The organism is Aliivibrio logei, assembly GCF_001691055.1.
GTDB lineage: Bacteria > Pseudomonadota > Gammaproteobacteria > Enterobacterales > Vibrionaceae > Aliivibrio > Aliivibrio salmonicida.
The window spans coordinates 13,997-28,294 of record NZ_MAJU01000009.1 but is presented as its reverse complement, the minus strand read 5'-3'; the positions used below and the strand labels follow the sequence as shown (position 1 = coordinate 28,294).

9 protein-coding genes are annotated in these 14,298 nt (G+C 37.2%); 5 read left to right on the top strand and 4 right to left on the bottom strand.

The window, feature by feature from the left end:
* The first annotated feature begins 96 nt into the window (after positions 1 to 96).
* Positions 97 to 2,742, top strand: a complete 2,646-nt coding sequence (locus A6E04_RS09345) for a beta-N-acetylhexosaminidase (RefSeq protein WP_065611035.1) — start codon at positions 97 to 99, stop codon at positions 2,740 to 2,742.
* Positions 2,743 to 2,827: 85 nt separating this feature from the next.
* On the opposite strand, the gene A6E04_RS09340 is transcribed toward A6E04_RS09345, so the two are convergent.
* Positions 2,828 to 3,658, bottom strand: a complete 831-nt coding sequence (locus A6E04_RS09340) for an FTR1 family iron permease (RefSeq protein WP_017023400.1) — start codon at positions 3,656 to 3,658, stop codon at positions 2,828 to 2,830.
* 352 nt (positions 3,659 to 4,010) lie between these two features.
* Here A6E04_RS09340 and A6E04_RS09335 point away from each other — a divergent pair, with 352 nt between their 5' ends.
* Together A6E04_RS09335 and A6E04_RS09330 are read left to right on the top strand one after the other, a co-directional pair.
* Positions 4,011 to 6,659: a molybdopterin-dependent oxidoreductase gene (locus A6E04_RS09335; RefSeq protein WP_065611033.1), complete on the top strand. Its 2,649-nt coding sequence runs from the start codon at positions 4,011 to 4,013 to the stop codon at positions 6,657 to 6,659.
* Between the two features lie 262 nt (positions 6,660 to 6,921).
* Positions 6,922 to 8,289 carry a GGDEF domain-containing protein gene (locus tag A6E04_RS09330; protein ID WP_244886264.1) on the top strand — a complete coding sequence of 456 codons (1,368 nt, stop codon included), beginning with the start codon at positions 6,922 to 6,924 and terminating at the stop codon, positions 8,287 to 8,289.
* 185 nt (positions 8,290 to 8,474) lie between these two features.
* Here A6E04_RS09330 and A6E04_RS09325 read toward each other — a convergent pair whose 3' ends face one another.
* The 3 genes from A6E04_RS09325 to A6E04_RS09320 form a co-directional block, all read right to left on the bottom strand.
* On the bottom strand, positions 8,475 to 9,023 hold the full coding sequence (locus tag A6E04_RS09325) for a disulfide bond formation protein B (protein ID WP_065611029.1): 549 nt from the start codon (positions 9,021 to 9,023) through the stop codon (positions 8,475 to 8,477).
* An 8-nt stretch (positions 9,024 to 9,031) separates the two neighbouring features.
* Positions 9,032 to 9,187 carry a DUF5993 family protein gene (locus tag A6E04_RS21295; RefSeq protein WP_175286789.1) on the bottom strand — a complete coding sequence of 52 codons (156 nt, stop codon included), beginning with the start codon at positions 9,185 to 9,187 and terminating at the stop codon, positions 9,032 to 9,034.
* A gap of 693 nt (positions 9,188 to 9,880) precedes the next feature.
* A complete protein-coding gene (locus A6E04_RS09320) occupies positions 9,881 to 10,270 on the bottom strand; it encodes an LIM domain-containing protein (RefSeq protein ID WP_244886263.1) in 390 nt (129 codons plus the stop codon).
* 397 nt (positions 10,271 to 10,667) lie between these two features.
* On the opposite strand from A6E04_RS09320, the gene speF reads away from it, so the two are divergent.
* Complete coding sequence (speF, locus tag A6E04_RS09315) at positions 10,668 to 12,860, top strand: ornithine decarboxylase SpeF (protein ID WP_065611026.1); 2,193 nt, start codon at positions 10,668 to 10,670, stop codon at positions 12,858 to 12,860.
* A 50-nt stretch (positions 12,861 to 12,910) separates the two neighbouring features.
* Positions 12,911 to 14,224, top strand: a complete 1,314-nt coding sequence (potE, locus tag A6E04_RS09310; protein ID WP_065611024.1) for a putrescine-ornithine antiporter — start codon at positions 12,911 to 12,913, stop codon at positions 14,222 to 14,224.
* The last annotated feature ends 74 nt before the right edge of the window (positions 14,225 to 14,298 follow it).

The following is a 14,298-nucleotide window of genomic DNA, read 5'->3' as shown; positions in this document are numbered from 1 at the left end:
GCCATGAATTTGAATTTACTTAATTTTTAAAGATAAAAAACTTTTGTATTGTAATTCCAGATTTGAAATTTAATTACTCATAACGGAATTGATCTTATGTTTAAAAAAACGCTTTTATCGACCCTTATCCTTGCAGGCTTAGCGGCATGTTCATCAACAACGCCAGAGCAATCAACAGTTAACCTATTGGCTGAAAACCTAGATGTTAATTACACCGTGATTACTAACCAAGGTGCAGATGACGGTCTTGCTTGTAAAGATCTTCAAGCTGAATTTGCATCATGTAACAAAGTAAACATGACGCTAACCAATACAGGTGCTGCGGTTGATTCAAGTGATTGGACAATCTATTTCCACAGCATTCGTTTAATTCTAGATGTTGAAAATGACCAATTTAAAATTACTCGTGTAACGGGTGACTTACATAAACTTGAACCAACAGATAAATTTGATGGTTTTGCTGCTGGCGAAGAAGTCGTTATTCCACTGGTTGCTGAATATTGGCAGTTATTCGAAACTGACTTTATGCCAGGTGCATTTGTAACGGCTCCAGGTGCAGAAGCGCGTAATATCATTTCTTTAGATACTGAAAATACGGGCGATTATGTTGATGAAATCATCGGTGTTCAACTAAAGCGTACGCTTGCAGATAATAACGTAGTAGCAACAGCAAATACGCGTTTTGAGAAAAATGCAGATGTTGCTGAAGTAAATGCGTCTTCTCACATTATCCCAACACCTTTGAAGACAACATTAACGAATAAAACCGTTGATTTAGCGAAAGGCATCTTAATTAAAGCTAACGGTATTGATGCAGACCAACTTGCAGCACTTAACCAACGTGCTGAATTACTAGGCCTAGAAACGGCGGGTGAATATCCAGTATCGGTAACGGTTGATAAGAGCCAATTTAAAGATGGTGTATCTGGTGCATACACACTAGATGTAACTGAAGGTAAAACAACGGTTGTTGCTTTTGATGAAGCTGGCGCGTTCTACGGTGTTCAATCTTTATTAGCACTAGTAAGCCTAGACAGTTCAGAAATCCCGACTCTAAACGTAGAAGATGCTCCTCGTTTTGAATACCGTGGTGTAATGGTTGATGTTGCTCGTAACTTCCACTCAAAAGAAGCAATTCTTGCGACGGTTGACCAAATGGCAGCCTACAAGCTTAACAAACTGCACCTTCATCTAACAGATGATGAAGGCTGGCGTTTAGAAATTCCTGGTCTTCCAGAACTAACTGACATCGGTAGCCAACGTTGTTTCGATGAATCAGAAACATCATGCCTATTGCCTCAATTGGGTTCAGGTGCTGATTCAGACAACTTCGGTTCAGGTTTCTTCACAACAGAAGATTACCTAGAGATCCTAACGTACGCTAAAAACCGTAACATTGAAGTGATTCCAGAAATCGATATGCCAGCTCACTCACGTGCAGCAGTAATGTCAATGGAAGCACGTTACACTCGTCTTGCTGCTGAAGGCAAGATGGAAGAAGCAAACGAATACCGTCTGATGGATCCAAAAGACGAATCAAACGTAACAACGGTTCAGTTCTACAACAAACAAAGTTTCATCAACCCATGTTTAGATTCATCTGCAACGTTCGTAGATAAAGTAATTACTGAAGTTGCTGCAATGCACAAAACAGCTGGTGTTCCTTTATCAACATGGCACTTCGGTGGTGATGAAGCGAAAAACATCAAACTTCACGCTGGTTTCCAAGACATCAATGATGAAGAAAAAATCGGATGGAAAGGTGACTTAGACCTATCTAAACAAGATTTCCCATTTGCTAAATCACCACAATGTCAGTCTTTGATTGCAAGCGGTGAAGTTGCAGATTTCGAACACCTGCCAAGCCATTTTGCTGAGCAAGTATCGAAAATCGCAGCTAAACAAGGCATTCCACACTTCCAAGCATGGCAAGATGGCTTGAAACACTCTGAAGGCGCTGATGCATTTGCAACTGAATCTGTACGTGCAAACTTCTGGGATACTCTGTACTGGGGCGGCGGTGCTTCAGCATACGAATGGGCAGATAAAGGCTATGACGTAGTTGTTTCTAGTCCTGATTATGTTTACATGGATTTCCCATACGAAGTGGATGCGAAAGAGCGTGGCTACTACTGGGCAACTCGTGCAACAGATACTCGTAAGATGTTCGGTTTCGCACCAGAAAACCTACCTCAAAATGCGGAAACATCCGTTGACCGTGACGGTAACGGCTTTGAAAGTGCGGGCACAGTAACACCGAAGAAACCTTTCTACGGTTTGTCTGCGCAACTTTGGTCTGAGACAGTACGTACTGATGAGCAATATGAGTTCATGGTATTCCCACGTGTTATTGCAGCAGCAGAGCGTGCATGGCATGAAGCGTCTTGGGAAAATGAATACAAAGCAGGTGTTAAATACTCTCTAGATACAAACCTAGTGAACAAGAAAGCACAGCTTGCTGATTGGACGAACTTTGCAAACACTATGGGTCAACGTGAATTAGCGAAGCTTGAAAGAGCGGGTATTGATTACCGTCTACCAATCCCAGGTGCAGAAATTGCAAACGGTGAATTAAGCATGAACATTTCATTCCCGGGTGTAACGCTGCAATATTCTGTAAATGGCGGTAAAACATGGGCTGTATACGATAATGCGAACAAACCAAAAGTAACGGGTGAGGTTCAAATTCGTTCAACATCATTTACTGGCGAACGTGTTAGCCGAGTAACTAGCGTTAAATAATAGAGTTAGAAACAGTCATTAAATAATCAAACGGCACCTCTTTAATAAGAGGTGCCGTTTTTTAGGATCATAATGTCAGTATCGATTAACTTGTTGTACTTTTTTGAGTCAATTTTTTAGTTTGCTTCTTAGTTAAGATAAACAAGATACTCAATGTGGTAAGGTAAGCAATTAACTGAGCTAAACTTGGTTTTTCGGTATAACCAAAAATGACATGAACGAAAAGACCGAACCAATTAGTGTGGTGATCAAGTAACGCTGTACTGTTCCACAATGGATTTATTATTGGGTTGATTAATCCTGCCGAGGTAAATTTACTTACCGCATTCATTGCCATACCAGCAGCTAAAAATGACATTAATACAGCAAAGAAATTGAAGACTTTACCTAAGTTTATTTTGATAAAACCAAAGTACATCGCAACACCACAAACAATAGCACCCACCGACCCAACTAAACTGCCAGTAAGTATAGATAACCCAGTGATTTCACTGTCACTTGTGAGGCCTAATAGAAACAGAACAACTTCGATGCCTTCACGGAAAACACAAAAGAAAGCGACTAAACTTAAAGAAAACAGAGGTTTGTTACTACTTTTAATTTCGCTAACAGAAGCTTTAATTCCTTGTGAGGCTTTCATGCCATTTGATTTCATCCAAATAACGGTATAACCGATAAGAATACTTGATAGAGCTAGAATGATCCCTCCTGTCATTTTCCCTTCTATTAATGTTGTGATTACCTCACTATTTAAAGCGGTAATAGCAAGTAATAAAGAGACCAAAATTCCGATGCTTGTACCTCCTAAAATCCATCTTGTTCTGTTTGGCATACCTTTGGTTGCAGCCAAAAGTAAAGATACAATAATGGCCATCTCTAGCCCTTCCCTAAATACAATTGTCATACTTGCAAACATAAAAAACATCCTGATTCGTTGAGTTGAATCATGGTAATGCAAATTATTATCAATGCTATTTGTATTTGTGGGTTCTTATATTGACAAAATGAACGATTAAAAAGGATCTAGAATACCTATCAAAAATGGAATCATTCTTTTAGTTTTTAAATGTTCATCACTATGCAGCTAACGTGATTAAAATTACGTAACTTTGCTGACAACATGTAATTTATGATTGTTATTTGAACACGTTGGGTTTTAGTGCCTTAAATATGCATATAAAATGGATCTTTATAGGTTTAAAATACATCTGTTGTTCTATTCATCAGCTTATACGCATTAATAAATATTTAAATAAACGGAATGTATTATGGCTATTTCTCGACGTACTTTTTTAAAAACATCCATTGCTACCGCGGTTGTCGGTGGCGGTGGTTTACTGATTTATCCGGCATCTAAAGTCTTTGATAATGAAGAGGTTGATGTGATCCCACATGCCAGTCATTGGGGACCATTTAATGCCATAGTCAAAGCGGGGGTACTTGTTGGTATTCAACCGCGTAAAGAATTAGACGCTATGCCAACTGAAATGCTAACTGAGGGCTTAATTGGGCGAGTATATGATAAAACTCGTGTTAAATACCCAATGGTAAGAGCCTCTTATCTTGCCGATCCAAAAGGCGATACTAAGCCGCACTTACGCGGTAAAGAACCGTTTGTAAGAGTGAGTTGGGAAACTGCATTATCATTAGTCGCTGATGCGATTCAAACCACCGCCACAGATCATGGCAATGAAGCGATCTTCAGCAGCTCTTATGGTGGCTGGTCACACGCAGGCCTAATGCGGCCTCAAGTATTGCAAGGTCGATTCTTTAACTTGATTGGCGGTCAAAGTACCACTACTGGCGATTACTCAGGTGGTGCGTCTCAAGTGATCTTGCCGCATGTGATAGGTGATATGGAAGTATATTCACCACAAACTGCATGGCCTGTAATCGAAAAACATACTGAAATTTTTGTATTAATCGGTTGTGATCCTTGGAAAAATAATCGCATTGAATTTCGTGTGGCTGACCATCAAATGTACCCGCATTGGAAACAGTTTGCTGAGTTAGGTATTAAGTTTATTTCAATTAACCCACAACGCACTCGAACTGATGATGAGTTGGATGCTGAATGGGTAAAAATTGTGCCTAATACAGACACGGCTTTATTTCTTGCCATGGCACAGCATGTATATGTGAATGAACTCCATGATACGGCTTATCTGGATCGCTACACTGTCGGTGCTGATAAATATATTGATCATCTGATGGGTAAGACGGATGGTGTTGTTAAATCTCCTGAATGGGCGGCAAAAATCACAGGAATATCAGCCGAAGATATTCAAAAAATGGCCACGAAATTTGCCACAAGTAAAACGCAATTTGCAGCAGGATGGTCACTGCAAAGAGCGGATCATGGTGAGATGGTTCATTGGGCAATCATTAATTTTGCTGCCATGTTAGGAAAAATTGGCAAGCCTGGGGAAGGCGTTGGTTTTAGTTGGCATTATGGGAATGGTGGAATGCCTCAATCAGGTAAAGCATTACCGGTAGGTTTATCTCAAGGTAAAAACCCAGTTAATGCAATTTGTCCTGCTTCACGCATCTCTGAAATGCTAATGAATCCGGGTAAGACCTTTACCAGAGATGGTATCGATTATGTTTATCCTGATGTCAAAATGGTTTACAACGCAGGTAATAATTTACTTTCACACCAACAAGATACGAATGAGCTTATTGAAGCGCTTAATCAAAAAGTTGAAACGTTTGTGTGCCAAGACCCATGGTGGTGTGCATCATCGCGTTACGCTGATATTGTATTGCCAGCAACCAGTACGTTAGAACGAAATGATCTCTCTTCTGGCGGAACTTACAGTAATGATAAAATTTATGCGATGCGCCAAGTTATCAAGCCTTATGGTGAAAGCTTAGATGATTTTGAAATCTTTAGAAAACTGGCTGAGATCTTTAAGGTTGAAGATAAATTTACGGATGGTTTGTCTTTTGATGATATTTTAAAACGTGCTTATAAAGCCTCTTCTGCAACGTTATCGTTTGATGAATTTTGGAAAAATGGCGTAGCCTTACTACCTGTACCAGAAGTCGCTAATCATTGGGTAAGGCATGGTGATTTTTATCAAGACCCAGATAAGAATCCGCTTCATACCACATCAGGTAAAATAGAGCTGTATTGCCAAGATATCGCTAATTTTGATGTAAAAAACTGCCCGCCAATGCCAACGTTTTTAGAACCGTTTGAATATTTAGGCAATGCGAAACCGAATGAAGTTCACGTCGTTAGTCCGCACCCATACATGCGACTGCATTCTCAACTAGCCAATACCGAAGTACGTAAATATGAGAACGTACAAGGGCGACAGTATGTTTTAATTAATGATCAAGATGCAGAGAAGCATGGTATTCGTTCAGGGCAACTCGTTGAGATATTCAATGAACGTGGGCGAGTGATTGCAGGAGCAAAGGTATCAGATCAAATAATGCCAGGAGTGATCAGTTTAGAAGAAGGCGCGTGGTTGCAATTTGATAGTCAAGGACGTTGTAACAGTGGTGCAATTAATGTGCTGACATCAAGTCAGGCATCGAGCGATTTAAGCCAAGCAACCAGTGCGAATACGTGTTTGGCGTATATCCAACGTTGCCGAGATCCTGAGTCTTCAAATTTGGCGTTTGAACCACCAAGAACCATAATGGTAGATAAAGATTTCAGTATTGGAAAAATAGATGCCACGTTGGGTGCTAAAAATGCTGCAACGAGGGATACCAAGCAAAGTATAGGCGAGGCGTTATTTTATCAACGCTGTACTATGTGCCATTCAGCTAAAGATCCTAAGCAATATACGAAAGTGCAATGGAAAGGGATAACGAAAAGTATGTTCCCTCGTGCAGGGTTAAACCCATTAGAGCGTGAAGAAGTGATGGCTTTTCTGGAAGCAAATGCCAAGGATGGAAAGTAAAGGTTTATAGCATAAAAAATAAGAATAGATGAATAAGGTCTGTTGTCTCTTATTTCATCTATTCTTATTTTTTTGAGGGGGAAACATTACTTCCTGTAAACATTAGCTATTTTAGTTAATCGAAGCGTCTCATTTTTGATATTTCAACCCTTATTTATTGTAATTATATTGCTATAGGCATAGTTATTTCTAATTAAAATAGAAATGCCTTAATTAAGCGATTTTATTATTGATAATACTCGCATAATAATAGATAGGGAATATGATGACATCAATTTATTTTAACAAAAGTATCGTTATGATCTCGATGCTTTTTTCTATCATACTTTATATTTTAGTTGTGATATTAACGTCTAACTACTTCCTTTCTAATGAAAAAAAATCATTTACTATTCTGGTGAATAAAATTGATAACGCGAAGAATATTACTTACCTAATCTCTCAATATATTGAAGGCAGACTATTAATTAAAGGTGCCTTTAAAAATGAAAAAGAAGTGAATGGAATCGTAGAGAATCTGAGTAAATTAAGGTATAGCACTTATGGGAATACGAATAGAACAGATAGAACAAACCATATTATAGGCTTTCTTTACGACATTAACTACGATTTACCCTCTTTGATTAGGCGCGGTGGTGATAGTTACTACCGTTCATACAATGATGAGTTCCTCTTTACAACTCGCCCTGTTGATGATTACAAAAAATTTTTTTCTAAAGATGCATGTGAGGTTCAAAAAACATGCTCATTATTTTCGAGTGAATTTTTATTAAAAGATAGAATTCTTGTTTCTAACATTTATGACAGTTATTTTGATGAGAGCAAATCAGTTATATCAATATCATCACCTGTTTATTTTCTTGGTAATGTCATTGGTGATTATAATATGGATGTAAATATAGCCAGTGATTTCTTATTAAATAAAAACATCAAATATATGGTGGATAAAAATTTAAAGAAAATAATTACGCTAGAGCAAAAAAAAATATTTTTTAGGAACTTTTCATACTCTATAGAGCGAACAATTAGTAATAATTTAGTTATAAAATATAATATTCCTATGTATATCTTTTTCAAAGATACGTGGTTTGTTTTCTTTTTATTCGTTTTTATTTCTTATCTATTTTTAGTGAAAAACATCAAAATTTCAAATAGTAAGAAAGAGTTAAGTGAAATGAGCGAAAAATCCAATATGGATGAGTTGACTAAAATTTCAAATCGAACGCTTTTATCCAAAATAAAAGAGAAAAATGATATGGATGATTGTCTGTCTGTGATCTCGATTGATGGTAACAACATAAAGAAGATCAATGACTCGTTTGGCCATCATATTGGTGATGAAGCGATTAAACATATTGCGTCGTCAATGCAATTTGTCTTTAGAGAAAATGATTACTTGTTTAGAATCGGAGGGGATGAGTTTCTGGTCATTTTAATGAATTGTCCTTTAGATAAGGCTCAAGAACTGGGGTATAAATTAAAAGAAAACACAAAAAATAAACCTTTTATTATTAATGATTTATCAATAACTATATCAACGGGGATTGTTAATAAAGATAAGAACATGACGATTGACGAAGCTTTGAAATTGGCGGATGTTCAGCTCTATAAAGATAAAAGAAATCAATAGCATGGCATCGTTTTGATGCTAAACACTGATAGTGTTGCAAGGCTCGCTGATAATATCGAGAAAGTAGAATGGCAGGCTCAACATATTTATTTTGATTATATTGAATGAACATCATCGCTTAGCTATAAAAAACGGCACACTTTAGAGGTGCCGTTTATAGTTAGGTTATGTTAATACGGTATTAGTTATGAAAACATATCCAATAACCAATAGCTCACAGGGTTATCTGGGCATTGGTATGGGCCACATTCTACAAAAGTAGAAAGGACATTAACCAGTACAGCAACAATAGCTAAGACGGAGGCGAATTTACCGAATGCATTCATTTGGTAAGTATCAGTAGACCAATCGTTATTCCAAAGCATAAGTAATACAGCAACACCCACAATCGCCATCATAAAGATAACAAATGCCCATGTGTAGTAATGCATACCTAAAATTGGGCTACCAAATCCTGGAGTTCCAGGGATTACGTGAAGTGATACTTGGCGTAATGCGGTTGCTGCACCAAACAGCGCCCCGACAAGAATAACCCCGTAATGACGTTGTTGCGTGCCATAAATAATGTTTAGCATAAAGCCAAACATAACCATAACAAAACCAACTCTCTGAAGCAGACAAAGCGGACAAGGAAGCTCATTCCAAGCAACCTGAAGTACTGAACCCATCAATAATACAAACGTAATACCGAGCAGGCCAAGGATATTTAATAACGTTACATTTTTACTGTTCATACATGCACCTATAATAAAATGGACAGAGAATCTGTCGCGTGATGATGAAACCAGAACAAGCCAATAATGACCGATACCGTAAATAGAATGTAACTGATATTTTTTTTGCCACTAAACGCGCAGAGCATCGCAACGAGTAGTAGCAAGAAGATTAAACTCATCATAAGTTAACACTTCCCTTAAGTTATTATTTTTGATTAATTACCCTAAATCATTACGTTGATTTATGAGTACCTGACTTTATTTTTACTTTCTGAGATCTTAAATATAGATTAAAAATTACATAAATTCATAACGTTGAATTGCAATGGTCAATCTGATCTACTTTTTCATCAACCAGTCTAAAAGAAGTCAGTAGGCTTGTAGAGTCACTTTATTGGAGCGGAAGAGATATTTACGGTGTTTTAGCTGAAAAGTTCGAATCTGATAGGTTCTATCAATAATAATGATTTTTATGGTGATTTACTCAATCAAATTTAACATTTAAGATCTTAACCAGAGTGTTGAAATGGTATTATTTGAGTAGAGGTTGAATCACATGTGAAGATAAATAATATAATGAACAGATAAATAAAAATATATTCGATACTTTTATCCCAAAGGTGAACATATCCGCTTAGTTATTAAACAAATGTTCATGACTGAATGCCTACTAAAAATGGAATATAACATTTAGTTTTTAACGATCTAGCGTAGTGTTCTATATATGGTGTATATTTCTTGTTATCAAGGTGGGTATATTGTTGACATATTTATATTATCTTGTTTTTATAATCTAATTAATTGAGTGTGTTTTTATTTTTTATTATACAAATAATGTGACAAATAAATACCTTTGTTCTGCCAAGAATAATATCTTACTGCTGAATCTTTACTCGAATACATTGTTTTTTACATTTCATACACTCAATAAAATATATCCCTTCTTTTATTTTCATTACATGTAAATTTCTTGAATGACATTTAGAACAGCTTAATCTATTTATTTTTGACGCTTTATCTATTTTTCTACAGAAAGATTCTAGATCATCATTTTCTAGAGATTTGTATATTCCCTCTGATTTTTCCTCTTTTGAAATCAAGCTGTTAATGGCAAATGAGTAAATTGCTGGTATTTTGCATGAATTTGATTCTATGCTATTTATTTTAGATAAAGGTACTCCGAATAGTTTTGCAAGGTAAGCAGTATTAAGTTCAAGTAAAAAACGAGCAGCAATGAATTTATAATACGTATTAATATCATACATAGCTATGTCCCTATATTAATTACTAACCAATAATATATTGGCGTTTAAAAATACAATTGTTTGTTTTTATTATCTCAATCGAGATGTTTATTTTTAGAATATAAATTACGGATTGAAATAATGCAACTGTATATTTACAGCATGATATAAATGTCAACTATGTTAAAAAGGTTAAATTTAGTAACAGATTCTATAGCGATCTTAATTATATGCGTGCGTAAATATCACCTTTTATTTTTAAATGAAAGTAATGAAATCGTATATTTATAAAATAAAATATTAATAATATTAATAATATTAATCTTGTGAATGAGATCAACAAATTACTCTTGATGTTGTTCTTCATATTCTAAATCTTTTAATTTCGGTTCTGTCATTCAAACAGAAGAAATTAATTATGAAAAATTTAAGCATTGCGATAAGTAATAATCTTGGTGATTACTTCATGCCTCTCGCTGATATGTTGGTTGAAACGTTTAACCGAGAATTAAGACCGATTGATACTGTCGCATTAACGGATGTGAGTGCTGTTATTCTTTCCCTTGATGATGTGTCAGGTAAGGTACATCAACAAACTGAAGAAACGTGTTATGGCATTCCTGTTTTTGTTATTTGTGGTGATGGTACTCGCCAACTTTGCTCTTGTGATTATGCAAAAGTAACCAGTGTTATTGATTTAACTCAACAATCTATTTCATATTATTGCCGTCAAATTAACGAAGCTGCTCATAAATACGAATCAAAAGTGTTGCCACCATTTTTTGAAAAAATAACCCGATATGTTGATCAAGGGAATGCGGCGTTTGATTGTCCTGGACATCAAGGTGGACAGTTTTTCAAAAAACACCCTGCAGGTAAACAGTTCTACGATTTCTTTGGCGAGAATTTATTCCGAAGTGATTTATGTAATGCGGATGTGGCATTAGGCGATTTGCTAATCCATGAAGGTCATGCGTGTGCAGCACAAAAACACGCTGCAAAAGTGTTTAATGCAGATAAAACGTACTTTGTTCTTAATGGGACATCTGCATCAAACAAGGTTGCTTGTAATGCAATTTTAACTCCGGGAGATTTGGTGCTATTTGACCGAAATAACCATAAATCAAATCATCACGGTGCGTTGTTTCAAGCGGGTGGGATTCCTGTCTATTTAGAAACAGCTCGAAATCCATACGGATTTATTGGTGGTATTGATGAACATTGTTTTGATGAAAGTTATATTCGCGATCAAATTGCAAAAACAGATCCAAAAAGAGCAAAAGAAGAACGTCCATTCAGAATGGCGATTATTCAATTAGGAACCTATGACGGTACGATTTATAACGCGCGTTTTGTGATGGATAAAATTGGCCACTTATGTGATTACATTTTATTTGATTCTGCATGGGTAGGCTACGAGCAATTTATTCCAATGATGAAAGATTGCTCTCCATTATTGTTGGATTTAAAACCTGAAGATGCAGGTGTTTTGGTTACTCAATCGGTTCATAAGCAACAAGCTGGTTTTTCTCAAACCTCCCAAATCCATAAAAAAGACCGTCACATCAAAGGACAAGCTCGTTACTGTAATCATAAACGCTTCAATAATGCCTTCATGATGCATGCGTCAACCAGCCCATTTTATGCTTTATTCTCAGCATTAGATGTGAATGCCAAAATTCATGATGGTGCATCTGGTCGTAAGTTATGGCATGAGTGTGTAAAAATTGGTATTGAAACGCGTAAAGAATTATTGAATAGCTGTGAATATATTACGCCATTTATTCCTGAAATAGTTGATGGCCAATTATGGCAGGACTATGACACGGAATTAATTGCGAATGAGAAAAAATTCTTCTTATTTAATCCTGAAGACACATGGCACAAATTTGAAGGTTACGGTAAGGAACAATACTTTGTTGATCCATGTAAATTGTTATTAACGACAGCAGGGATTAATGAACACGGGGATTATGCTGAGTTTGGTATTCCAGCAACGCTACTCGCTAACTTCTTACGTGAAAATGGCATTGTTCCTGAGAAGTGTGATTTGAATTCTATTTTGTTCTTGCTTACACCTGCTGAAGACATGGCGAAAATGCACCAATTGGTGGCACAAATTAATCGATTCGAACAATTTGTGAAAGAAGATGCTCCATTGCAAGTGGTGTTACCAACCGTGTATGAAGCAAATAAAGAGCGTTATAAAGGTTATACAATTCAACAGTTATGTCTTGAAATGCACAATATGTACCGTGAGTTGAATGTAAAAGAGCTGCAACGTTGTATGTTCCGTGAGGCTTATTTCCCTGAAATGAAAGTGCTTCCTCAACAAGCAAACACTCAGTATTTCCGTGGAGAGTGTGAATACGTCGAACTGAAAGAAGCAACGGGACGAATCGCCGCTGAAGGTGCACTTCCTTATCCTCCTGGTGTGCTATGTGTGATCCCTGGTGAAGCATGGACCTGCGAAGTTACCCAATACTTCTTAGCATTAGAGGAGGGGATTAACCAATTCCCAGGGTTCGCTCCTGAAATTCAAGGTGTTTATTTAGAAGAAGTAAATGGCCGAACTACCGCATTTTGTTATGTCCTTAACGAATCAAACTAACAACTAATGAACGTGGTGGGAGCTCCTGCCACGTCACTCAGGGTGATCTTATGACGCAAAAATCTAAAATGGGCGTAGTTCAACTTACGGTCCTTACTTTTATTAACATGGCTGGATCCGGCATTATTATGTTGCCAAGTAAATTGGCACAAGTGGGTTCCATCTCAATTATTTCTTGGCTTGTTACTGCGATTGGTTCGATGAGTTTAGCGTATGTTTTTGCTAAATGTGGGCGATTTAGTAAACGTCCGGGTGGTATGAATGGTTATGCCTCTTATGCTTTTGGTGATTCAGGCGCGTTCATGGCTGGATGGACTTATGGTCTTTCTTTATTGATTGCGAACATTGCGATTACGTCGGTGGGTTATGCCCAAGCGTTCTTTGAGATCTCATTGACTCCGATTCAAACGTGTATAGCAACGATTAGTGTGTTGTGGTTATGTACTGTTGCAAATTTTGGTGGCGCAAAAGTTACAGGGCAAATCGGTACTTTTACGGTATGGGGCGTTATTTTACCTGTATGTAGCTTAGGAATAATTGGATGGTTCTGGTTTAGTCCTGAAATGTACGTTAACTCTTGGAATCCACACAGTTTACCCTTTGGTGACGCGGTGAGCGCATCGATAGCTATGACGCTTTGGGCGTTTTTGGGTTTGGAATCTGCCTGTGCAAACAGTGACTCTGTTGAAAATCCAGAGAAGAACGTTCCTATCGCAGTGCTTTGCGGTACGTTAATAGCGGCGGTGGTTTATATTGTCTCTACTAACATTTGTGCGGGTATTGTTGAAAATGGGGCTCTAGCGGCATCAACCGCGCCATTCAGTTTGGTATGGCAAGTTATGTTAGGGTCTTGGGCTGGTAAGGCGGTTGCTGGTTTAGCTGTAATTGCTTGTACTGGGTCTTTACTAGGGTGGCAGTTTACTATCGCCTCTGTGTTTAAAAGCTCGGCTGATGAAGGTTTCTTTCCAAAGGTATTCTCTGAAATTGATAAACGAGGAACACCTGTAAAAGGAATGATCATTATTACGGTGATTCAAACGGTATTATCGCTAATGACAATCAGTCCAACGTTGAACGAGCAATTTGAATCGCTAGTCAACTTAGCGGTGGTTACCAACGTCGTGCCTTATATCCTATGTATGGCAGCTATCTTCATTATGCAAAAGTTCGCTCATGTTAGTAAAAAAGAGATGAGTAAAACGAATTTTATTGCGGTTGTGGCAGCAGTATACAGTTTCTATGCTCTTTATGGGGCAGGTTATGACGCAATGATGTGGGGGTCTATTGTTACTTTCCTTGGTTGGACTATATATGGTTTTATTGCATACAAACATGAAGACGTAGAAGCAGAAGAAGTTAGATAGAAGTGGATACTGTCTCATTAAAATACGTTGACGATTTTTAATCAGAAGCTAAGTGCTCATGCGCTTGGCTTTTT